Source organism: Lactobacillus rizhaonensis (assembly GCF_036246345.1).
In the GTDB taxonomy this organism is placed as follows: Bacteria; Bacillota; Bacilli; order Lactobacillales; family Lactobacillaceae; genus Lactobacillus; species Lactobacillus rizhaonensis.
The window spans coordinates 1-22465 of sequence record NZ_BTTV01000001.1 but is presented as its reverse complement, the minus strand read 5'-3'; the positions used below and the strand labels follow the sequence as shown (position 1 = coordinate 22465).

The 22465-nt window shown below is 36.5% G+C and carries 17 protein-coding genes and 1 pseudogene; 3 read left to right on the top strand and 15 right to left on the bottom strand.

Features of this window, described 5'->3' with window-relative positions:
* Nucleotides 1–78 precede the first annotated feature (78 nt).
* The 15 genes from AAA915_RS00090 to AAA915_RS00020 all read right to left on the bottom strand — a co-directional run bounded on the left by AAA915_RS00090 (nt 79) and on the right by AAA915_RS00020 (nt 20739).
* Nucleotides 79–1503 (bottom strand): C69 family dipeptidase, encoded by a 1425-nt coding sequence (locus tag AAA915_RS00090; protein ID WP_338198758.1) that lies wholly within the window; start codon nt 1501–1503, stop codon nt 79–81.
* Nucleotides 1504–1534: 31 nt separating this feature from the next.
* The gene (gene ftsY / locus AAA915_RS00085; RefSeq protein WP_338198756.1) at nt 1535–2767 is read right to left on the bottom strand and encodes a signal recognition particle-docking protein FtsY; all 1233 of its coding nucleotides are present in this window, start codon (nt 2765–2767) and stop codon (nt 1535–1537) included.
* A gap of 2 nt (nt 2768–2769) precedes the next feature.
* Nucleotides 2770–6333 (bottom strand): chromosome segregation protein SMC, encoded by a 3564-nt coding sequence (smc, locus tag AAA915_RS00080; RefSeq protein ID WP_338198754.1) that lies wholly within the window; start codon nt 6331–6333, stop codon nt 2770–2772.
* 12 nt (nt 6334–6345) lie between these two features.
* The gene (gene rnc / locus AAA915_RS00075; RefSeq protein ID WP_046325042.1) at nt 6346–7032 is read right to left on the bottom strand and encodes a ribonuclease III; all 687 of its coding nucleotides are present in this window, start codon (nt 7030–7032) and stop codon (nt 6346–6348) included.
* Between the two features lie 107 nt (nt 7033–7139).
* Complete coding sequence (locus AAA915_RS00070; RefSeq protein ID WP_338199797.1) at nt 7140–8912, bottom strand: oligopeptide ABC transporter substrate-binding protein; 1773 nt, start codon at nt 8910–8912, stop codon at nt 7140–7142.
* 339 nt (nt 8913–9251) lie between these two features.
* Nucleotides 9252–11027: an oligopeptide ABC transporter substrate-binding protein gene (locus tag AAA915_RS00065; protein WP_110446218.1), complete on the bottom strand. Its 1776-nt coding sequence runs from the start codon at nt 11025–11027 to the stop codon at nt 9252–9254.
* Between the two features lie 344 nt (nt 11028–11371).
* Nucleotides 11372–12292 (bottom strand): ABC transporter permease, encoded by a 921-nt coding sequence (locus AAA915_RS00060; protein WP_110446219.1) that lies wholly within the window; start codon nt 12290–12292, stop codon nt 11372–11374.
* A 14-nt stretch (nt 12293–12306) separates the two neighbouring features.
* Nucleotides 12307–13266 carry an oligopeptide ABC transporter permease gene (gene opp4B / locus AAA915_RS00055; RefSeq protein WP_110446220.1) on the bottom strand — a complete coding sequence of 320 codons (960 nt, stop codon included), beginning with the start codon at nt 13264–13266 and terminating at the stop codon, nt 12307–12309.
* Nucleotides 13267–13268: 2 nt separating this feature from the next.
* Nucleotides 13269–14246: an ATP-binding cassette domain-containing protein gene (locus tag AAA915_RS00050; protein WP_110446221.1), complete on the bottom strand. Its 978-nt coding sequence runs from the start codon at nt 14244–14246 to the stop codon at nt 13269–13271.
* A gap of 3 nt (nt 14247–14249) precedes the next feature.
* Complete coding sequence (locus AAA915_RS00045; protein ID WP_046325048.1) at nt 14250–15260, bottom strand: ABC transporter ATP-binding protein; 1011 nt, start codon at nt 15258–15260, stop codon at nt 14250–14252.
* A 118-nt stretch (nt 15261–15378) separates the two neighbouring features.
* Nucleotides 15379–15621: an acyl carrier protein gene (gene acpP, locus AAA915_RS00040; protein WP_046325049.1), complete on the bottom strand. Its 243-nt coding sequence runs from the start codon at nt 15619–15621 to the stop codon at nt 15379–15381.
* Between the two features lie 17 nt (nt 15622–15638).
* A complete protein-coding gene (gene plsX / locus AAA915_RS00035; RefSeq protein WP_198202150.1) occupies nt 15639–16640 on the bottom strand; it encodes a phosphate acyltransferase PlsX in 1002 nt (333 codons plus the stop codon).
* Nucleotides 16641–16657: 17 nt separating this feature from the next.
* Nucleotides 16658–18694 (bottom strand): ATP-dependent DNA helicase RecG, encoded by a 2037-nt coding sequence (recG, locus tag AAA915_RS00030; RefSeq protein ID WP_294878532.1) that lies wholly within the window; start codon nt 18692–18694, stop codon nt 16658–16660.
* Between the two features lie 2 nt (nt 18695–18696).
* Nucleotides 18697–20355, bottom strand: a complete 1659-nt coding sequence (locus AAA915_RS00025) for a DAK2 domain-containing protein (protein WP_338198739.1) — start codon at nt 20353–20355, stop codon at nt 18697–18699.
* Nucleotides 20356–20376: 21 nt separating this feature from the next.
* The gene (locus tag AAA915_RS00020) at nt 20377–20739 is read right to left on the bottom strand and encodes an Asp23/Gls24 family envelope stress response protein (RefSeq protein WP_046325053.1); all 363 of its coding nucleotides are present in this window, start codon (nt 20737–20739) and stop codon (nt 20377–20379) included.
* A 164-nt stretch (nt 20740–20903) separates the two neighbouring features.
* Here AAA915_RS00020 and rpmB point away from each other — a divergent pair, with 164 nt between their 5' ends.
* From rpmB to AAA915_RS00005, 3 genes and pseudogenes are all read left to right on the top strand, one after another.
* Nucleotides 20904–21089 carry a 50S ribosomal protein L28 gene (gene rpmB / locus AAA915_RS00015; RefSeq protein WP_046325054.1) on the top strand — a complete coding sequence of 62 codons (186 nt, stop codon included), beginning with the start codon at nt 20904–20906 and terminating at the stop codon, nt 21087–21089.
* Between the two features lie 597 nt (nt 21090–21686).
* The gene (locus AAA915_RS00010; RefSeq protein WP_034981760.1) at nt 21687–22226 is read left to right on the top strand and encodes a helix-turn-helix domain-containing protein; all 540 of its coding nucleotides are present in this window, start codon (nt 21687–21689) and stop codon (nt 22224–22226) included.
* A gap of 29 nt (nt 22227–22255) precedes the next feature.
* Nucleotides 22256–22465: pseudogene (locus tag AAA915_RS00005) on the top strand (IS3-like element IS1223 family transposase); the annotation flags it as partial.

The window sequence follows — 22465 nt, the reverse complement described above, 5'->3', positions numbered from 1 at the left end:
ATCATTTAGCTATAGTTAACAAAAAAGTCTGGAAAAATTTTCCAGACTTTTTTAAGTATTTTTAAACCAGAATTGAATTTATAGGTTTTCATCCATATTAAAAGTTAATTTTGACATGTTGATGGAGTCTATCATCATTTGCGCCCAAAGTTTTTCAGACCGTTTTCTGGTATAAGCAACTGTTTCTTGGTTTGCTTTGGTCAAATATGTAGTCAATTCACTGCCCTTTTTAGCTCCTGCTGTTTTAATAACATCATAAACCCGGCGACGATAATATTGGTTCAATTCATTTAAATAATCTGTATCCAATTGCACAAATTGCGGATAGTGGGTTTCAACTAAGGCTGCAAGTGATTTATAGTACCACCAGGCATCGTTAAGATTATATGTCATAGAAGTATTATTATATGAAGGGTCCGTGTCATTCATATTAGCAAAAAATGGTACAAATGGTGTGAAAGTTGGACCACCAATGCACAACCACATAATAGCAGCTTTATCATGATCAACATCATTTCTAATTTGCAAGATATGAGAATTTTGGGTTCTGTTTAATCCAATTGGCCGAAAACGGTGTTTTTCCTCCTCTGTTCCTTTACCAAATGGATCATAAGGTGTGTTTTGGTAATGACTGCCGAGGACAAATTCAATATCCTCTCTGGTTATTTTCTTCGCCGCACGCCGAATGAATGGTAAATCACCGTCAGTGGGTTCTTGTTCAATTTCAGGGTTAAAATATTTTTGGCCGTACCATACGCGGTTAGTATTATAAAATCGATCTTGCTGACTATAGGTACCAAAAATATGACGGAAATTCCAACCTTGATGATCAACGTTTAAATGATGTTGCGCCACAAACTCTTGAATGCCTTCGCTCCACATAAAGTTGTCCGAATCATCAAAATCCACTTGTTCAATTGAAACCCGATTGGCTGCTATCGCATAGGCATCATCTGGAATACGCTGAGCAACCCAATGATGGCCCGTAACTATTTCCATGTACCATATTTCATCTTTATCACTAAAGAGAACTGAGTTACCAGCTGGCGAACCGAATTTGGCAATCAGTTTTCCTAAATATTCAACTCCGTTTCTAGCAGAATCAATATATGGCAGCACAACAGATTGCATGCAATCTTCGTCAAGTCCGTCCTTTACCAGGGGATCGAAAGCCAGTGCACGTTCATTGCCATATGTCGATTCAGTACAGGACATAGCAACATTCTTTTGATTAATGCCGCTCTCATCATAATAGCCGCGATTTTTATAGTCAACGTTAGGTACAGCAGGGACTGCCTGAGCGTTTTCTGGTAGGTCTAATTTGAAATTATTCAACCAAGATTTAATTTGACGGCCACTTTCATTTTTAGCGGCAGGTCTGATAATGAACTTTTGCGGCGTAATAGGACGAAAAGTATCATCATTACGAGCAATCATAGTTGAACCATCAACCGACGCATTTTTACCTACTAAAATTGTTGTACACGCACTGTATTCTTTCATTAAGTATCTTCCTTTTGCACAAGTTTTATTCTTAAATTAAATCATGAAATAGTCCAACTGCATAATTTGCAGCATCAAAATCTGCCAAATCACTTGCCTTTTCACCTAAACCAACTAATTTTACTGGCAACTTCATTTCATTTCTAATTGCTAAAACTACCCCACCTTTTGAGGAGCCATCTAACTTAGTGAGCACCAAACCTGTTAGTTTGGTAGTTTTATCAAAATCTTTGGCCTGCAATAATGCATTTTGACCCGTTGAGCCATCAAGTACTAAAAGAGTTTCAGTAGGTTCTTCTGGAGCTTGCTTTTTTATCGTTCTTTCAATCTTTTCCAGCTCATTCATTAAATTCTTTTTATTTTGCAATCTACCGGCCGTATCAACAAGTAAAAAATCATAATTTTCTTGAAGAGCCTTTGTCGTGGCGTCATAAACAACAGAAGCCGGATCGGCTTGTTCCTTGCCAGTTACAACAGGAACACCAACTCTTTCTCCCCATTCAGACAGTTGTTCAACTGCACCAGCTCTAAATGTATCAGCTGCAGCTAAAAGAACAGACTTACCTTCGTCCTTAAAACGTTTTGCTAATTTGCCAATTGTAGTGGTTTTACCGGCGCCATTCACCCCAACAAAGAGATAGATATTTGGTTTACCGTCATTATGGACAGTTAGCTTTTCATTTTCTGAATTACCACTTTCATCATAAAGGTCAACTAATTTTTCTACTATCACCCTTTTTAGGTCATCTCGTGATTTGGCTTTTTGCAATTTAGCCTCATCACGCAGTTCGTCTGTCAGTTCTTCGGCTGTTTCATAGCCAACATCAGACTCAATTAGTAGCTCCTCCAAATCGTCAAAGAAATCTTCGTCAACTGTTCTAAACTGTGCGAAAAAGCGATTTAATCTGGCACCAAAGCCTTGATTAGTTTTCTCCAGGCCTTTTTCATATAACTCAGTTTCATCCTGATCTTCGCTAGCTGTTTCGTCCTCAGCTTCTTCATTTGGAGTCTGCTCCAGCGATGAAGTAGTAAAATCTTCATTTTGCTTTTCAGATTCATCTGTCTCAGCAGAATCTTTTTCTACTGCAGCTGACTCGTTACTACCGTCTTTAGTAATTTTTGTTTTTTCATCTTCTGCTTGGTCAGCGGAAACGTCTTGATCCTCTTTAGGACTTTCGTTTTTAGGTTGAGCACTATTTTCGTTATTTTTGGTTTCGTCATTTTCACCAAACAATGATTTTTTTATTTTATCAAATAAACCCAATTTTATTTCACCTCATTTTTTAATTCTTTTAAAGAAACGGATAATACTTGTGAAACTCCTGATTCTTGCATTACAACACCATAAAGCTGGTCTGCTCTTTCCATTGTGCCCCTTCTATGTGTGATTACAATAAACTGGGTATGCATGTCATATTCTTCTAAAAAGTTGGCAAAGCGAGTGACATTAGAGTCGTCCAACGCAGCCTCGACTTCATCTAACACGCAAAATGGCACTGGCTTAACCTTCAGCATGGCAAAAAGAAGAGTGATTGCGGTCAATGCCCGTTCCCCACCTGAAAGTAAACTGAGTCTTTGCAGTTTCTTTCCTGGTGGTTGAGCTATAATTTCGATACCAGTAGCTAATAAATGATCTGGGTCAGTTAAGACTAGCTTGGCACTACCGCCCCCAAAAACAACTGGGAATAGTTCACTGAAGCTTTTAGCTACAGCAGTGAAAGTTGATTTAAACCGATTACAAACTTCTTGATCAAGTTCCGACATCGATTCTTCTAAGTTATCTCGCCCTTTTAGCAAGTCATTTTGTTGAGCATTAAGAAAATCATACCGTTTCTTAACATTATCATACTCTTCAATTGCTTTTAGATTAACTGGCCCGATATCAGCAATAGACATACGATGCAATTTCACATCTTTTTGCAGTTGGGCACGATTTGCTTCGGTATTTTCCTTTTCTGCTTGATTCAAAGCTGCTTCATATGTTAACGAGTAATCAGAACTCAGAGTATCTAAACGCTGGTCTATCTGGCTATTTAATTGCGCTATTTTGACAGAATATTCTTTTTGCTCGGCAGCCGCATCTTTACGCAGATCATAATTTCGGCTTGCCACCTGATCAAGCTGGTTAATTTGTGCATCATACTGGCCTAGTTTAGAACTCAAACTATTAAGCTGCTTTTGTAATTTCTGCTTCTTAACGGCGCCATCATTTTTTTCCTGCTCAAAAGCTGTCTGTTTTTTATGATCAAGAAGATCATTCTGTTTAAGTTCATTTAATTTTTGCTCTAAAGTAGCAATTTGTTTTTGCTGCTGGTTTGCATTCCGTCTTTTTTCAGATATTTGTTTTGTAATATTTTCCAACTTGTTGGCATAAACAGCAATCTGCGGATCAAGCTCGTTCAATTTGGACTGAATATCATGATTTAGTTCAGTAAAGTTTTTAATTCGCAGTTGCAGATCACTAATTTTTTGCTTTTGCTGAGAAATTTCTGTTTGAAATCTCTTCTTTTCTTTTTCCGCTTGCATAATCTTTTGCTTAGTGGAATCAATTTCCTGATTGCGTTCTTCTTTTTGCTGTTCAAATAAACTATTAGCAGCCTTTAACCTGTTAACTTCTTTTTCCTGATTTTGATACGAAAGTGCTGTCTCACCTAAATTCTGTTTCAGATTTTGGAGCTTTGCTTGTGCATCTTTTACTTTTTTGAGCAGAACATTATTTTTCTTATTGACAACAGCTAAATCTGCTTCGCTATTTTTTATTTTCAGCTGTAATTTGCCAATTTTTTGCTTTAGTTCACCAAGTTCTGCTGTAGTTTGAAGCGGAGAATTACTTTTTTGATTGCGCACTCCTCCTGTCATTGAACCACCAGTTGAAATAACATCGCCATCAAGCGTAACAATACGATAGCGAGAAACGCGTTGCCTAATTTTTAGCGCATTATTTATGGTATCAACTATTATAGTATTTCCAAGCAAATAGTTAATCGCAGGCGTAATATTTTGACCAGGCAAACTTTTAACTATTTCACTTGCAATACCTTGAAAGCCAGAAAAAGATGAAATAGTCTTAATCGTCGAAGAAGGGATCGAATACTCCCGCAAGCCATCAAGGGGCAAAAAAGTAGCTCGTCCAGCACGATTTTCTTTTAACTGGTTAATGGCATCCCGAGCATCCAGTTTTGTTGCAGTTACTAAATTTTGAACTCCATTACCTAGAGCCGTAGCCATGGCAATTTCATATTTTGCAGGAAAAGTAATTAATTCACCCACAGCACCTATAACACCATGGTAATCTGCTAAATTATTTAGCACATTTTTAACACCATAAAAATACCCTTCGTGACGTTTACGGATATTTTCCAGTGCATCATGGCGTGCCCTTAATTGACTGAATTGTTGGCTTTCTGTAGAAAGAGAATTTTGCAAAGTCAACAAATTATTTTGCGTTAGTTCTTGCTCTTCAGATAGCTCCTTTATCTGTTGTTTCTTATTTTGATAATCTTGTTTAAGCCTTTTGCCTTCGACCTGAAGTCTATTAAGCTCATCTTTTTCTGTTTTTAGTTCGTCAGAAACATTTTCTGTTTGCAGTTGGGTATTATCGCTAAGCTTTTTCAATTCAGAATTAAGATAAACGATTTCATTATTATTAGAAGTTTGATCTTGTAACAACTGAATATAATTTGACCGCAGCTGCTCTAAATTTTGGTTCAGTTGTTCCGGGTTTTCTTTAAGCTGTGCCGTTAGCCCTACTCTCTTATGATTTAGCTCCTCTTGTTCTTTTTTTAGATGGCTTTCTTCTTCAAGCAGATTAGTTGTTTCCTTTCTGCTACTCACTACCTGCTCTTTTAAGTCGCTTAATTCGGACTGATATTCTTTTTTAGTAGCTTCATTATACTGTTTGCTCTGCTCGGAAACTTGCAAATGCGTATTTATTTCGGAAAGCTTTTTTGTCAACGAAAATAAGTCATTTTGAATTTGATCTTTTTGAGCATTTAAAGTCTGAAATTCTTTTCTTTTGTCAGCTACCGCACCCTGAGATGTCTTAACTTCTTGATCTAATTTTGTTAACAGATTTTGATTTTGGTCAGCTTTTTCTTGCACTGTTTGTTTTTGTTTATCTAAATCTTGAATCTCAAATGCTAACAAAGTTTTTAGTTCATGATCCAGACCTTTTTTCTGAAATTGATATTCCTTTGCCAGAGAACTTTGTTCATGAAGAGGTTCAATTCTTTGCTCCAGTTCTTTTACTAAATCATTGATGCGTACCAGGTTATCGGTGGTCTTTTGTAATTGAACTTTTGCTTCTTCTTTTTGCTTTTTAAAATGTAATACTCCAGCTGCTTCCTCAAACAGTGAGCGCCGCTCTTCAGGACGGGAATTTAATACTTGATCAACCCGTCCCTGTGAAATAATGGCTAAGCTTTCTTGTGAAATGCCAGAATCCAGAAACAAGGCTCGGACATCTCGTTGTCTAACATTTTTTTTATTTATTAAATATTCGTTATCTCCCGACCGTAAAATTCGCCGAGTTACAATTACCTGGTCATCCTTAAAATTAAGTTCACCTTTTTTGTTGTCAAAAATAAGGGAAACTTCAGCGTGGTTGGCCGGCTTACGAAATTCACTGCCCGCAAATATCACGTCTTTCATGTTTGAGCCCCGCAAAGACTTGGCGCTTGACTCTCCCATGACCCATCTTATTGCTTCGGTAATATTGCTTTTACCACTACCATTAGGACCAACTATGCCTGTAATACCAGTATCGAATTCTATTTTTGTTTTTTCGGCAAAAGATTTAAAGCCGTCAATTATTAGTTCAGTTAGTGGCACACACTCATCTCCCTAATTAAGCTTATTTAAAGCAGTTTTCGCAGCCTCTTGTTCTGCAGCTTTTTTATTATGGCCTTGCCCTTGAGACAATACTTTGCCATTGACAACTAACTGGACCGTAAAACTAGACGGCAGCTGTTCTTCTTTTAAGACTTCGTATTCAATCTTTACTGGTCCATTTTGCTGCAATAATTCTTGTAAATCAGTCTTATAATCACGTGAAGCATCAAATTTCCCAGCATCAATTAATGGATACACTGTTAAACTCAAAAAATGTTCGACTGCTTCCATGCCCTGATCAAGAAAAAGCGCTCCGTTAAATGCTTCAAAAACATCCTCTAGCAGTGTCTTACGAGAACGCGCGCCAGCTTTTTCCTCACCATGACCTAGATTAATTTCAGCCGGAAAGCCAAATTTCTGAGCAAATTCCGCAAAGCCTTCAGTATCAACAATATTAGAACGCATCCTGGTTAATTCACCCTCATTAAGACTCGAAAAATTACGATAAAGGTAATCAGATATTGCTAATTCTAAAACTGCATCCCCCAAAAATTCCAACTTTTCATAATCACGAATGCCGTCTCCAGGATGCTCGTTGGCATATGAAGAGTGGGTAAAGGCTTCTTCTAATAACTTCTGATCGTTAAATTTAATTTTATATTTCTTATCTAATCGATTAATAAACTTGGTACTAACCATTCTATCATCTCCTTAATAACCTAAATTATACCAGTTTTTAAGTATAAAAAAGAAAACTATTGTTTCAAAAAAACAATAGCCTTCTAATTTTTATTCTATATTAACTTTTATTTTGTATAAGCAACCTTGTACCAAAGTGGATGCCCATTATTTTGCTTGGATGGTTTTTGTGAATAACCGGTAAGTTTGCTATTAACGGCATCAATTTGATATGCATTGTAAAGTGGAACAACATAAGCCTGATCAAACATGTATTTTTGCCATTCATGGAATTTTTCTACACGATACTTATGGTTAAACGCCTTTTGAGAATCCATCTCTTTGATTAGTTTCGTATTTTCTGGAGTGACAAAACGTGAATAGTTGGACATTGTCCCTTCACTGTACATTTGTTCTTGAGAAGGTTCAGACGAAAGACCCCATGCAGCCATAAACATGTCAACGTCAGGTGAATCATGTTGAACTTTATCATAAAATGAATTAAATTCTGTCAAGCGGCCACCAACTAATTTAACATTTAAACCAATCTTATTCCATTGTTGAATGAAGTTTTGCATGATCGGTTGTTGAACGGAATTGCCAGACATAGCCATGAAGTGAATAGTTAATGGCTTGCCATTAGGTTGTACACGCCATTTACCTTTTTTCTTGTAGCCAGCTTTGTCTAAGATTTGATTGGCCTTCTTAATGTTATAAGTATAGCCTTTTACGCTTTTATCAAAATAATCACCAAATTGTGCTGGAATCAAAGTTGGAACTTGGAAGCTTAAGCCGTCAGTATAATGTTTATAAACAGCATCAGTATTCATTGCATAAGCTATAGCTTGGCGTAATGCTTTGTTATTCATTTTGGCATTCGGATTCATCACATTCTTTGATTTTTTACTATCCCATTTACCAACCTTAAAAGCTAAATAACTGTAATATAGAGGAATTTTAGCTACAAATGTGACATCCTTAGTATCCTTAACTTGTTTCCACTGACTGTTAGTAACCCTGATAATATCAAATTTATGATTTTTAATTGCTTGTGAAGCAGAGTTTGGAGAAACAACTTGGTAAACAATTTTGTCTAGTTTTGGCTGACCACGCCAATAATATTTATTTGGAACCCAGGTAACAGATTGACCACGTACAATTTTATCAAGCTTATAGGGACCAAAGAACAAAGGATTCTTTCTCAACTTATCTGAAGATTCTAGTTTATCAAACGGAACATCTTTTAAATAGTGATACGGTGCGGCTGCCTCCCAAATATAGCCGTTACCACTATAATACATACCAGGCTTTAATTCTTTGCAGTGCAGCACTACAACTCGTCCATCTGGACCGTCAGGCATTTCTATTCCTGAAATTGTTTTGGCCTTACCTTCATGATATTCCTTCAAGCCATTGATAATATTGAGTTGATTGGCATATCTTTGAGATTTAGTTGCTTTGTTTGCAATAATCTCATATGCGAATTCTATATCCTTGGCAGTTACCTGTTTGCCATCAGACCATTTAACACCCTTTTTAACTGTGATAGTGGCAGTCTTTGCTTTACGATCGAGTTTAAGAGTAGCTGGACCCTTGTCGTTTATCTTGTAATCATCATCTGTTTCAAATAATGATTCTTGACCAGGACTTGCAACATCAGCACTCGGTTGATCCATTTGCAATTCTTCATTAAAGACGCCGGTGAATGGTGTATCAGTTATTTCAGCAACTTTAATTGTTCCACCCTTCTTGGCAGTCTTAACTGGGGTTTCAACTGGGAACTTGCTGGCAGTCTTAGCTCCCTCATTGCTGGCGGTCTTATTGCTCTTGCCACAAGCTACCAAAGTTAACGCAGCTGCGGTTACAACTCCGACTGAGCTCAAAATTTTTCTTGTTCTCATCATACATGTCTCCTTTATATGCAAAGTTAATAGTATTTTGGAAACAAGCTAACAGATAAATGTTAACATTAATCATTAAAAAAGCAAGGCAAATTCAGAAATTATACTATTTATAAATAGTAAAGTAATCAAAATACATATTATTTAATAATAGAAATTCTTTCAAATGTATAAGTCAGCCAATACCAGAAAGAATTTAGATTTAAAAGCTTAAAAATTTAATTTTAATAATGTGTTATCAAAAATTATTTTATAGAAAATCATAAAAAGTGGTTTTAAAAAGCAAAAATAAAAAATATCAAACTATTTTGCTAGTTTGATATTTTTAGTTAAATTCAATTATTTAACATAACCAACTTGGTACCATAACTGGTGACCATTGTTATTTTGTGATGGTTTCAAGGAGTATCCAGTAATCTTATCATTTACAGCATCGATGCCATAAGCATTTGATGTTGGAACTACATAAGCTTGATCAAACATGTATTTTTGCCATTCGTGGAACTTTTGAACACGGTATTTATGATCAAAAGCCTTTTGAGAATCAATTTCATCAAGTAATTTACTGTTTTCTGGAGTGACAAAGCGTGAGTAATTGGATGGTGTTGCTTCTTTGTAAAGGTCAGCTGGAGATGGTTCACTTGAAAGGTTCCAACCTGCTGTAAACATATCAACAGAAGGATCATCGTGTTGCACTTTATCATAGAATGAATTGAATTCTGTCAGACGGCCACCAACCAAAGAAACATTTAAACCAATTTTATGCCATTGTTGTAAATAATTCTGTGCAATAGGCTCAGCCGTAGCATTTCCAGACATTGCCATATAATGAATCTTCAATGGCTTGCCATTTGGTTGAGTACGCCATTTACCCTTCTTCTTATAGCCGGCTTTATCCAAAATCTCGTTCGCCTTTTTCAGATTGTAGGTATAACCCTTAAGATCCTTATTATAATAATCACCAAATTGCGCTGGAATCAGGGTAGGTACTTGGAAAGAAAGTCCTTTAGTATAGTGCTTATCAACTTCTGCAATATTCATCGCATATGCAATAGCTTGCCGCAATGGCTTATGATTCATCTTGGCATTTGGATCCATAACGTTTTTGCCCTTTTTGGCATCCCATTTACCAACTTTAAATGCTAAATAACTATATGACAAAGGAATATTGGCAATAAAATTAACATTCTTAGTCTTTTTAACTTGATCCCATTGTGAATTTATAACTCCAATGATATCAAATTTGTGACTCTTAATGGCCTGACTGGCTGAATTAGGATTAATAACCTGGTAAATGACCTTATCTAGTTTTGGCTTACCACGCCAGTAATATTTATTTGGTGTCCACGTTACTGATTGACCACGAACAAGTTTGCTAACCTTAAATGGGCCAAAGTACAAAGGCTTTTTCCTAATCTGATCAGATTCCTTTAGCTTACTAAAAGGAACATTCTTTAAGTAATGATATGGAGCCGCAGATTCCCAGAAATAACCGTTACCACTGTTGCTCATACCTGGTTTTAATTCAGGATAGTGAATTACAATTGTTCTACCATTAGGGCCATCAGGCATTTCAATACCTGAAATTGTTTTAGCCTTGCCATCATGATATGCTTGTAAACCTTTAATAGTGGCTAACTGGCTGGTATATCTTTCTGATTGAGTAGCTTTATTAGCGAATATTTCATAAGAATATTCCATGTCTTTAGCATTAACCTGCTTCCCGTCTGACCACTTAACACCTTTCTTGATAGTGATTGTGACAGTCTTATTTTTATGATCCAACTTCATGGTAGCTGGACCCTTATCGTTAATCTTGTAGTTGTCATCAGTATCAAAAAGTGATTCTTCACCAGGAGATGCAACTGAACTGTCAATTGCACTCATAGCTAACTCATCAGAAAAAATTCCTGTGAATGGCGTATCAGTTTCCAAGGCAACTTTAACAGTTCCACCCTGCTTAGCTTCCTTCTTAGGCACTGCTTCTGGGAACTTCTTAGCAGTTTTAGCATTAGAATTGTCATTGGCCGTATTATTAGATTTACCACAAGCTACCAGCGTTAAAGCAGCTGCTGTTACTACCCCCAATGATTTATATAAATTAGATTTTTTCATCTCTACATAACTCCTTTTTATTATCAGGAAAATTTAATTTTCAAAACAAGTTAATAATTAAATATTACCACATAAAATTAAAAAAGCAACGGTTTATTCATTTTTATTTAATAGATATTTATTTCAAAAAGAGCAATTTCTGATATTAATTGTTGCCGTAAATACCTAATACTTACTTTTTTCAGTCTTTATGGGGTAAAAATTAAACAGTTTAATGTTGAAAATTTTGCTATAAAAATTAGTGATAGAGAAATTAGAGAAAAAACTGCTAATAAATAATATAGCAAACTCACGATATTATCTATTAGCAGAGATTTTAAAATATAATTGCTAAAAATTCAGTTTTAATTTTCCCTTTGCCGGGCGTCACCAGCTCTTTGTAAAGCACGACCAACATAATTGATACTTAAGGAAATAGCTAGTAACAATATTGTAGCCGGCAACCATAGCCAAGGCCTGTTGACAACGTTAACCGGATCGTTGGCAAAACCAATTAAAGTACCCAAGGAAGGAACTGTAGGCGGTAAGCCGTAGCCAATAAACGACAAGCTGGTTTCAATACCGATGTTACCGGCAATTGTTAGTACGACATCGATAATCAGCATAGAGCCAATGTTTGGTAGGACTTCTCTAAACATTATTTTCAAGTCTGATGAACCAGAAGTTTTTGATGCCAGAACATAGTCTCTTTCTCTTTGAGAAAGAACAAATGCTCTAAAGTACCTTGCCGTACCTGTCCAGCCAAAAATCGAAATAATCCAAACTAAAGTAACAGGACTGTAATGCGGTACAACAGTTACCAAGACAATTTCTATAGGCGTTGCAGGCAAAACCTGCACAAAGTCCACTATTCTCATAATGACTGCATCAATATAGCCACCATAATATCCTGAAACGAGACCGACAATTAAACCAACAGTCTCACAAACAGCAGTAACCCCTAATCCAATAAGGATAGAATTACGACCACCCATAATTAATAGATTGAGAACATCTCGTCCACCATCATCCGTTCCCAGAATATGACCATCAGTGAACCAGCCTGTATAAGCTTCAATTATGTTTGCCTCAGTGACTTTATCAGAATTCAGAAATAATGAACCGCCAAAAGTTAATAACAAAATTAAGACTATCACTATGAAGGCAGTTAAAGCTTTCTTGTCCTTTACAACTTCTCGTACAACTACTCTAAAACTTGAAGCAGGAGGAGAAACTTGCACTTTCTTGGCTTTATCAGTCGAAGTGGTTTTATTTTTTTTCAACATTTGTCTCCCCTTCTTTATTTTATCCTAATTCTTGGATCTACTATACTCATTATAATATCTGATAATAAATTACCGAGTAGAGTAAGAAAACCAAAGATTAAAATTAATGCAGTTAGCGTAGTATAGTCACGCTGTTGTATTGAGTCTAAGAACAATTTTCCCATACCAGGATAACTGAAGACAGTTTCAATAATCATTGAACCACTTAACAGACCAGTTATAACTGTACCAAATGAGGAAGCTATTGGTAACAGTGAATTACGTAAAATGTGTTTATTAAACACAACCTTTTCAGGAACACCCTTACTGTGAGCCGTTCTGACGTAATCTTCAACTTTATTATCAACAATTCCCGTTCTTAAATATTGTACGATTCCAGTAGTTGTTATCAACGCACTCAAGATAGCTGGAAAAATGATATGGTAAAGCTGACTACCCAATGTACCCCAGAAACCAGAAGCATTAGGAGAAACCGAACCTGAAATAGGAAACCAGCCTAGGAGAAAACCAAACAGCCAGATACCTAAAATGTAAAATACAAAAGCAGGAATAGCAAAAGTAACATAATTAAAAATTTGTACAGCTTGGTCTTGCCATTCATCCTGGTGTTTACCAGCAATCACACCAAGAGGTATTGAAATACTGTAACTAATTATTGTTGTTAACAGCGAAAGCCAAAATGTATTTACAGCTCTATCGGCAATTAAAGAGGTCACCGGAACGTGCTGTATATAACTGGTACCTAAATCGCCTTTAAAAATATTACCTACCCAACGAGCATATTGAACAGGGGCCGGATCATATAGTCCGGCAGCTCTTTTCAGAGCTTCTAGTTGCCTAGGGTCAGTATTAGGATTAATTTGTCCCGTGAATGGGTCTCCCGGCATCATTTTTGCCAAGAAAAAGACTAAGATGCTTAAAATGATCAATTGTGGGATCATAATTAAAACACGTCTTAAAACAGTTTTCCACATGATTATGCTCCCTCCTTATCATTTGTTTCTTCTTCGACTATTTCTTTTTCAGGTAAAGCAACTAAATGATTATCTGATACATGCTTAAGTGGAAAAACACGGCCATCTTTGTCATACCACTTACTTTGATCATTTTGAAATTCTTGTTCAACTTCTTGACGATGCTTCTTATGTTCATCTCGGTGTTCAACATCGACTTGCGGAATAGCAGAAAGCAGCCTTTTCGTATAGATGTGCATTGGATGCTGATAAATATCTTCTCTTGAACCAATTTCAACCAAACGACCACGGTGCATAATAGCCAAATTCTCGGACATATGTTTAACGACACCTAAGTCATGAGAAATAAAGAGATAAGCAATATTGTACTGCTGCTGAATATGCTTCATAAAGTTTAGCACCTGTGCTTGAACTGATAGATCTAAGGCACTTGTTGGCTCATCAGCGACAACCAGACGTGGATTAGTAGCAACCGCTCTGGCTACGCCAATTCTTTGTCTTTGACCACCGGAAAATTCGTGCGGATATTTATATATTGAGTCACTCGGCATACCAACGATGTCAAGTAATTCTTGCACACGGTCACGTTCTTGATCAGTTGTTAAATTCTCAAAATTGCGTATTGGCTCTGCAATAATATCCTCAATTCGTTTTCTCGGGTTTAAACTTGACAGAGAGTCCTGAAAAATCATTTGGACGTCTTTATTGTAATTGAGTCTGTGGCGATTTTTAGATTTGGTAATATCGACACCCTTATATATAATACTGCCGCTGGTAACAGGTTCAACTCCAACAATTGCCTTGCCAGTAGTCGACTTGCCTGAACCAGATTCACCTATAAGTCCGTAAGTTTCTCCTTCGTTAATAGTAATACTAATATCATCAACGGCACGAACATAATCGGTGATACGATTCCAAAAACCAGATCTGATAGGATAATGAACTTTTAAGTTTTTTACTTCAATAATTTCTTTAGCCATAAACTACTCCCCACTCACTTCATCTTGAAAGTGGAACGTCTTCCAGCAAGTACATCTAACCCAATGCCCTGGTTCAACTTCATGCATTACTGGATTTTCCTCATGGGCACTTGCAGGTATCCACGGTATTCTAGCAGCAAACCTGTCACCTTTTCTAGGCATATTTTGCAATGATGGAACTGTTCCTTGAATAACATGTAAATCTTCTTCTTCATCTTCAGATTGAGGCATTGAATTTAACAAAGATCGGGTATAAGGGTGAAGTGGATGTTCAAAAATTGTTTTGACATCAGCTTTTTCTACTATTTGACCACCATACATAACAGCAACCTCATCAGCTGTTTCAGCAACTACTCCCAAGTCATGAGTTATTAAAATAATACCAGATTGAGACTGCTTTTGGATATCTTCAAGCAAGTCCAAAATTTGTGCTTGAATAGTTACATCAAGGGCAGTTGTCGGCTCATCAGCAATGATAATTTCAGGTTTACATGCAACAGCCATGGCAATAACCACACGTTGCCTTAATCCACCAGATAATTCAAATGGATACATGGCGTATGTTTCTTCAGGTTTCGGCATACCCACCTGATTAAAAAGCTCAATTACACGTGCATGACGTTGTTTCTCATCCATATCTGTATGGTAATACAAAGTTTCTGCTACTTGATCACCAACTCTCATTAGTGGATTTAAACTGGCCAAAGGATCCTGAAAAATCATTCCGATTTTATTCCCACGAATTTTATCGAACAGTGATTCATTCAGGCCTACCAAGTTCAATTCATTATAAAGAATATCACCTGTTACTTTTGTATTTTTATGGTCGTACAAACCGATAATACTAGATGCGATTGTACTCTTACCACAACCAGATTCACCTACAATTGATAAAATTTCATTCCTTTTCAAAGTTAAATTAATATCATCTGCAGCATCATAAAATTTCCCATTTAAACGATATGCTGTATGTAAATGCTGGATATCTAGCAAGAGATCACTTTGTTTTTCCAAAGGTCATTTCCCCTCTCAAATCTTCAATGAATTTATTAAAGATATTTAATAAATTTATTTAATTTCTAATTATAACCGTGAAACAAATTGTATGCAAACTAATAATTAATTTTTTTAATTAGTTTTGATGATTTGCAACGTAATTAACAGCATCACCAACAGTTTTAATTTTTTCTGCATCTTCATCAGAAATCTCGGCGCCGAATTCATCTTCTAATTGTAAAATGAATTCCACTAAGTCAATGGAATCAGCGTCCAAATCACTAGTGAAATTAGTTTCATCGGTTATTTTGTCTTTATCAACTTCAAAATTATCTGCTAAAATATCCCTGATTTTATTAAAAATTTCTTCTTTACTCATGTTGCTACTCCTTGTTGTTACTTGCTTTCGTTAGCAAATTCTGCTTTAAAATTATCAATTATTTTTTCCTGTAAAATTTTATCAATTTGCTTAATTGTAAAATATACAGCACGCTGATCTGAACGACCGTGTGTTTTAACTACAGGAGCATTAACTCCGAGTAAAACAGCACCACCATATTTAGCTACATCAAATTTTGAAATTAAACTTTTTAGTGCCTTTTTAATCATCAATGCACCTAATTTAACAAAAGGTCCATTATTGAGCAAACTATCTTTTAACAGATGGATTAAAACACCAGAAGTGCCTTCAATATTTTTTAAAACTGCATTGCCTGTAAAACCGTCTGTCGCAATTACATCAGCTTTACCGTCCAATAATTCGTTGCCCTCAATGTTACCTATAAAATTAAGCTTGCTATTCAGCAATAATTGAAAGGCTTGCTGATGAACATCATCACCTTTATCATTTTCAGACCCATTATTAAGCAGACCAACCCGGGGGTTTTTTATTCCTCTGACTTTTTCAGCATAATATGAGGCCATTTTAGCCCAAGCCAGCAAATATTCCGGTCTGCTTTTGGCATTTGCACCAACATCGATCATATTGAAACCATCATCAGAATTCTTTACTGGCAGGGTCGGCATAAAACCCGGACGAGTTACTCCTTTAATTCGTCCTATTATAAATATACCACAAGCTAAAATGGCACCCGTATTTCCTAGTGAAAAAAGTGCATCTGCCTTGCCCTGCTTCACAAATTGCGCCGCCACGACAAGTGATGAATCCTTTTTAGACCTAATTGCCTTAACTGGTTCATCTTCATCATTAATTATCTGAGTGGTATTAATAACCTCTGTCTGACTTTTATCCTCGCCTAATAACTGCGTTATTTTCGCTTGATCGCCAAAAAGTATAAATTTCGTTTGCGGCAGTTCTTTTTTTGCCTGCAATACTGCTTGAATAATTGCTTCAGGAGCATTTTCTCCGCCCATTGCATCAATGGCAATAGTTCTCATCTTATCCTCAACCTTTACTAAGTTCTTTTTTGTTGTAATTGCTTATATTCTAACACTTGTTTTAAAGTTTTATTTTCAGATTTTTGCAAGAGAGGATCATTTTTAATCAATTTTTTGGCCTCTTTTTGTGCCACTACCATGGTATTGTAATTGTTAACAACGTCTCCTACCTGAAATTCAGGTAAACCAGATTGTGCCTTACCAAACAGATCACCTTCACCGCGCATCTTTAAATCTTCTTCTGCTAACTTAAATCCGTCTGTTGTTGATGCCACTATTTTCATGCGGGATTTACCGGCCTGGGTGTTGGGATCAGCTAAAAAAATACAGTAACTCTGAGTTTTTCCCCGACCAATTCGTCCACGCAACTGGTGCAGTTGACTAATACCAAAGCGATCAGCATTATAAATGACCATCATATTAGCATTAGCAACGTCTACTCCTACTTCAATTACGCTAGTAGTAACCAAGATATTAATATCACCTGCGGCAAAAGCAGCCATAATGTCGTCTTTTTTATTTCCTGGCATTTGCCCATGAAGTAAAGCAACCTTTTCATTAGGAAAGTCACGACTTAGCTTGTAGTAAAGCTGTTCAGCATTTTTTAAATCTAAGTCTTCCGATTCTGAAATTAAAGGTGTGACAGCATATATTTGGAATCCCTGCTCTAATTGCTCACGCATTAGTTGATATACTTGATCCATTTGCGTGCTCGTTTTCCACCAGGAAACTATCTTTTTTCGTCCTGCCGGCAGGTGGTGTATTTCGGAAATAGTCATGTTGCCATACACTGTTAAAGCTAAAGTTCGCGGAATTGGTGTGGCTGTCATTGCTAAAACATCAGGCAAATTTCCCTTATTGACTAAGGCTTGTCTTTGATTAACACCAAAGCGATGTTGTTCATCAATAATAACTAATCCCAATTTTTTAAAAATCACACTAGATTGAATTAAAGCGTGAGTACCTATCACAACATTAATAGTACCATCAGTTAGTTCATTATAAATTTCTCTACGCTCCAAAGTTTTGGTAGAACCCGTCAAAAGAGCACAGCGAACTCCCATAGGTTTCAGCAACTCATCAATCTTTTTAAAATGTTGCGTTGCTAATATTTCTGTTGGAACCATCAGTGCAGCTTGAAAGCCGGCTGTCACTGCCGCAAAAAGTGCATAAACAGCGACTATTGTCTTTCCAGAACCCACATCCCCTTGCAACAGTCGCTGCATTTGAACTGAAGAAAATAAATCAGTAAAAATTTCGTTAATTACATGCTTTTGATCTGCAGATAGTTCAAATGGTAGTGACTTAGTAAGCTTGGCAATTTCATCTAAGTTATACTTTTTAGCAATCCCCTTATTACGCGGATTGTATTCAGTCAACTGGGCTAGTTCAGTTTGAAATATAAAAAACTCTCTAAAAATGGCACTTCTTTTAGCAACCTGAGATTCTGTAGCATTTTGTGGATGATGCATTTCTTGTACAATACTACTTTCAGGTAGCAAGCGGTATTTTTGCCTTATCTTAGTAGGAACTACATTATCAACTTCAGCTAAATAATCATCTAAGGCAAGATTGATTAAATCTATTAGTTTTTTTTGCTTAATCTGCCGGTTTACTGAATAAATGGGTGCCATACCACTGTCATTTTCTTTTGCTGCAACGAACTTAAAGGCAGCCAGGCTTTGTCTAGCAGCATTATACTTACCGTAAATTGCTACTTCTTTGCCAACTGCAATTTTTTCTTTTAACCATGGTTGATTAAAAAAATTGACCATGATGACATCATGGTCAATTCTTAACTTAAAACTAAGGCGGCTTTTTTTATAACCAAACCTGGTTACAAAAGCATCTGTTGCAACAATTCCCTTAAGCATTACCTTTTGACCATCCATGATCTGATCAAGAGGAATCGTTTGAAGCTCATCATAACGAAATGGAAAATAATACAACAAATCATAAACGCTATAAATTCCCAAACTTCCAAGAGCAGCAGCAGTCTTTGTTCCCACACCTTTCAAATCGGTTACTGGAGCAAAAAGTTCTTTTGCTATCATAATTACTCAACGGAAATCAGGAAATTATATACAGGCTGACCGCCATCATGAAGCTCAAACTCAAGGTCATCATGCTTTTTCTTTAATTCATCGACAAGCTTTTGGGCTTCTTTTTTATTAGAATCACGTCCATACATTATTGTGATAATTTCTGAATCTTCATCCAGCATTTTTTCTATCATAGAGGAGGCAGCAACAATTAGATCAGAAGCTGCTACTTTAATATCTCCATCAATTATTCCTAAAAAGTCACCTTGATGAATTGCTATATCATTAATCGTTGTATCACGGTTAGCTTTAGTAACTTCTCCCGAAACAACAGTATCAAGTGCATCAGTCATGTTAGCAACATTGTCATCAAGAGAATCATCCGGATCAAACGAAAGCATCGCCGTCAAACCCTGTGAAATAGTTTTAGTAGGAACTATACCAACAGGAATATCACTAACTTCTGCAGCCTGTTTAGCCGCCATAATAATATTACCGTTATTTGGCATTACAATTGCTTTTTTGGCACCAGATTTTTTGATTGAATCGATAATATCTTGAGTTGAAGGGTTCATAGTTTGTCCACCAGAAATTATCCGGTTAACTCCCTCACTTTCAAACAGCTTTCGAATACCATTACCTGAAGCTACGGCAATAACAGCAAAATCAACGCTTTCTTGATTCTCTTCATTGTTATTGACAATAGTTTCATGTTGAATTCGCATATTATCAATCTTTATTTTTCCTAACTGACCAAACTGACTGCCATATGCAAAAACAGCTCCAGGTTGCTCTGTATGAATATGAACCTTTGCTACTTCTTCATCTGAAACAGCTAAAAGAGAATCACCAAGTTTAGACAAATGCTCTCTAAATTCATCTAAATTAAAGGTTTTCTTTGCAGGAACGTCAGCAGTTAAATCAACCATAATTTCAGTACAGTAACCATTAGCAATATCTTTAGTGGAAAGCTGAGATTGGACAGATTGATGATGCATTGCATTAATCATTTCATCCATTTCACCTTCGTCCGGCTGGTAACGATCAGCAAATTCTTCACCTAGAAGTCCTTCAAGAAATCCTTCATAAATAAATAAAAGTCCTTGTCCTCCTGAGTCGACTACTCCAACTTGCTTCAAAACTGGCAATAGGTCAGGAGTTGATTTTAACGCTCTTTTGGCGCCTTCAACAATCGCTTTCATGACTTCTGCAACATCATCGGTTTCATTGGCTTTATTAGCACCTTCCTGAGCACCAATTCGGGCAACAGTCAAAATTGTTCCTTCAACGGGTTTCATGACGCCTTTGTATGCAGTGGCAACTCCATTTGAAAAAGCGTTGGCTAATTCTTGTGCATTAAGTGTTTTCATGCCCTGAGTGGCTTTATAGACTCCTCTAAATAGCTGAGAAGAAATAACTCCACTATTGCCCCGAGCTCCCATTAACATTCCTTTTGCGAGGCTTTCTGTCAAGTCCCCTACGCTATCACTATTATTTTGGGCAACAGCCTTTGCACCACTTTCAATAGTTAAATTCATATTTGTTCCAGTGTCTCCATCAGGAACCGGGAAAACGTTCAAAGAGTTAATAAACTCTGCATTGCGTCCAAGTCTGTGTGTCGCAACGCGAACCATATCTCTAAATTTTTTACTGTCTATTTCCTTTAAAACCAATATTTTTAACCTCCGCTTGAGTTATTCGTCAAGCACTTTAACACTTTGAACGATGACATTGACAGCTTTAGTTTCAATTCCAAGTTGATTTTTCAAATTGAATTTAACACTATCCTGGACATTGCGGCTTACTTCAGATATTTTTAGACCATAGCCGACAATTATATAGACATCAACCGTAATCCGATTATCTTCAGACCTGACAACAACACCACGTTTATAATTTGCTCGATTTAAAATTCCGTCGAAACCATCACGGATAGCATTTTTTGAAGCCATGCCAACAACGCCGTAATTGGATGTAGCCGCACTTCCGACAACAGTTGCAATCACTCCGTTTGAAATATCAATCAAACCGTTCTTTGTTTTGATTTTTACAGCCATGTTTACCTCCGTATCATTGTTCTCAATATTATGAATCTATTTTATCATAGTAATCAAGTTTAAATACAAAATTCCCTTCATAAAAAATACTTTTGGAGTTGCAATGATCTTAAACTTATGCTATCTTAACTTAGTATGAAAACACAATAAAGGAGGTTTAGCAAATGGCAAAAGACTATATCACTGGCAAAAAGACCACTTTTGGTAACACACGTTCACACGCGTTGAATTCAAACCGTCGTGCATGGAAGCCAAACCTTCAAAAAGTTCGTATTCTTGTTGATGGCAAACCAAAGCGTGTATGGGTTTCAACTAAGACTTTAAAATCTGGTAAAGTTACCCGTGCCTAGCGTAAAATAAAAAAGTTTTTAAAGCAGAAGTTTTCTTCTGCTTTTTTATTTCCCAAAATCTGTTTAAAAGTTTATGTTTAAATAGAGATATTCTTATTGCTCTTTCAATTAATTTTCAAGTCAAAAAAAGACAAGTTATAGTCTGTAGTTTTACTTGAAGGTATTGTTTTTAGCTAACCTCATTGGCAAATCTTTCATTTCAATTTTTTATATATTCTGCTATTAATAAAAGATGATGTTGCCGATACACTTCTCATTGCAACAATTTACTTATATAAAATTTGGTAATTTTAAGTTTTATCAAACATAACAAAGGCAGTATCTCCACCAATGTAAATCTTTTTTTACTCATCAAAAAGGATACAAATCATACCAATCTTTCAATTTTTTTAATTATATAATTTGTTTTGGAGCTTGCCACTATTAGTGGAAATCATAGCAGCAAGATAATTGAGGAGATATACCAAAAATATTTATTAACTTATAACAACTTGTTCCAAGAGATATAAAAAAACAGCAGTGAATGAAGTTAACCCCCGGAATTGAAGTGCTCCATAATAGTTAGACATTAATCTGACTATTAGGAGCACTTTTTTCATGACTAAATATTCAACTACTTTGAAAATGGAAATTTGCAGTAAATACTTATCCCACCAAACCTCTTTAGCTAAACTAGAACGCGAATACGGCATTGATCATACCGAGATTAGGGCCTGGGCAGAACGTGCCCGTAAACATGGCTTAGCCGCTTTAAAGGTTACTCACACCCGACAAACTTATTTGCCTGAATTCAAGCTAAATGTGGTACGCTTCTATCATGAACATCACATGGGAGTACTCCAGGTAGCTGCAGTTTTTAATCTTTCGCGGTCAGTAGTAAGACAATGGCTGGCGGCTTATCAGGCTGCAGGCTACTCTGGGCTGCTCCCAAAATCCAAGGGGAGACCACCAACCATGACTAAAAAGAAGCGTCAGAAGAAGCTTAAACCCACTAAGAAGCTAACCGAAGTAGAACAATTGCGTCGTCAGGTTGCTGAGCTAGAGGCACAAAAAGCCGACTTAGAATTGGATAACTTAATCCTAAAAAAAGTGGCTGCCCGATATCCACGCTCACCAACCGGCAAAAAACCAGAATAGTCGTGGAGATTCGGGCTGAGCGACCTGAGGTGCCGTTAAAGCTTTTGCTTGCCAAGCTGCACCTTAACCGCAAAACTTATTACGACAACCGCAGTCACCGATTGAACCGATTAGATAAATACGCTGCTGTTAAAGGCGTAATCAAGTCTATCTTCTACCAAGAAAGTGATGAGACTTACGGTTATCGACGTATGCATGGTGCACTCTTAGATCAAGGCTTTAGCTATGCGCCCAATACC

Coding starts and splice junctions, on each gene's coding strand:
- AAA915_RS00090 (WP_338198758.1), bottom strand. CDS start 1,503: ATGAAAGAATACAGTGCGTGTACAACAATTTTAGTAGGTAAAAATGCG.
- rnc (WP_046325042.1), bottom strand. CDS start 7,032: ATGGTTAGTACCAAGTTTATTAATCGATTAGATAAGAAATATAAAATT.
- AAA915_RS00070 (WP_338199797.1), bottom strand. CDS start 8,912: ATGAGAACAAGAAAAATTTTGAGCTCAGTCGGAGTTGTAACCGCAGCT.
- AAA915_RS00065 (WP_110446218.1), bottom strand. CDS start 11,027: ATGAAAAAATCTAATTTATATAAATCATTGGGGGTAGTAACAGCAGCT.
- AAA915_RS00060 (WP_110446219.1), bottom strand. CDS start 12,292: ATGTTGAAAAAAAATAAAACCACTTCGACTGATAAAGCCAAGAAAGTG.
- opp4B (WP_110446220.1), bottom strand. CDS start 13,266: ATGTGGAAAACTGTTTTAAGACGTGTTTTAATTATGATCCCACAATTG.
- AAA915_RS00050 (WP_110446221.1), bottom strand. CDS start 14,246: ATGGCTAAAGAAATTATTGAAGTAAAAAACTTAAAAGTTCATTATCCT.
- acpP (WP_046325049.1), bottom strand. CDS start 15,621: ATGAGTAAAGAAGAAATTTTTAATAAAATCAGGGATATTTTAGCAGAT.
- plsX (WP_198202150.1), bottom strand. CDS start 16,640: ATGAGAACTATTGCCATTGATGCAATGGGCGGAGAAAATGCTCCTGAA.
- recG (WP_294878532.1), bottom strand. CDS start 18,694: ATGATAGCAAAAGAACTTTTTGCTCCAGTAACCGATTTGAAAGGTGTG.
- AAA915_RS00020 (WP_046325053.1), bottom strand. CDS start 20,739: ATGGCTGTAAAAATCAAAACAAAGAACGGTTTGATTGATATTTCAAAC.
- rpmB (WP_046325054.1), top strand. CDS start 20,904: ATGGCAAAAGACTATATCACTGGCAAAAAGACCACTTTTGGTAACACA.
- AAA915_RS00010 (WP_034981760.1), top strand. CDS start 21,687: ATGACTAAATATTCAACTACTTTGAAAATGGAAATTTGCAGTAAATAC.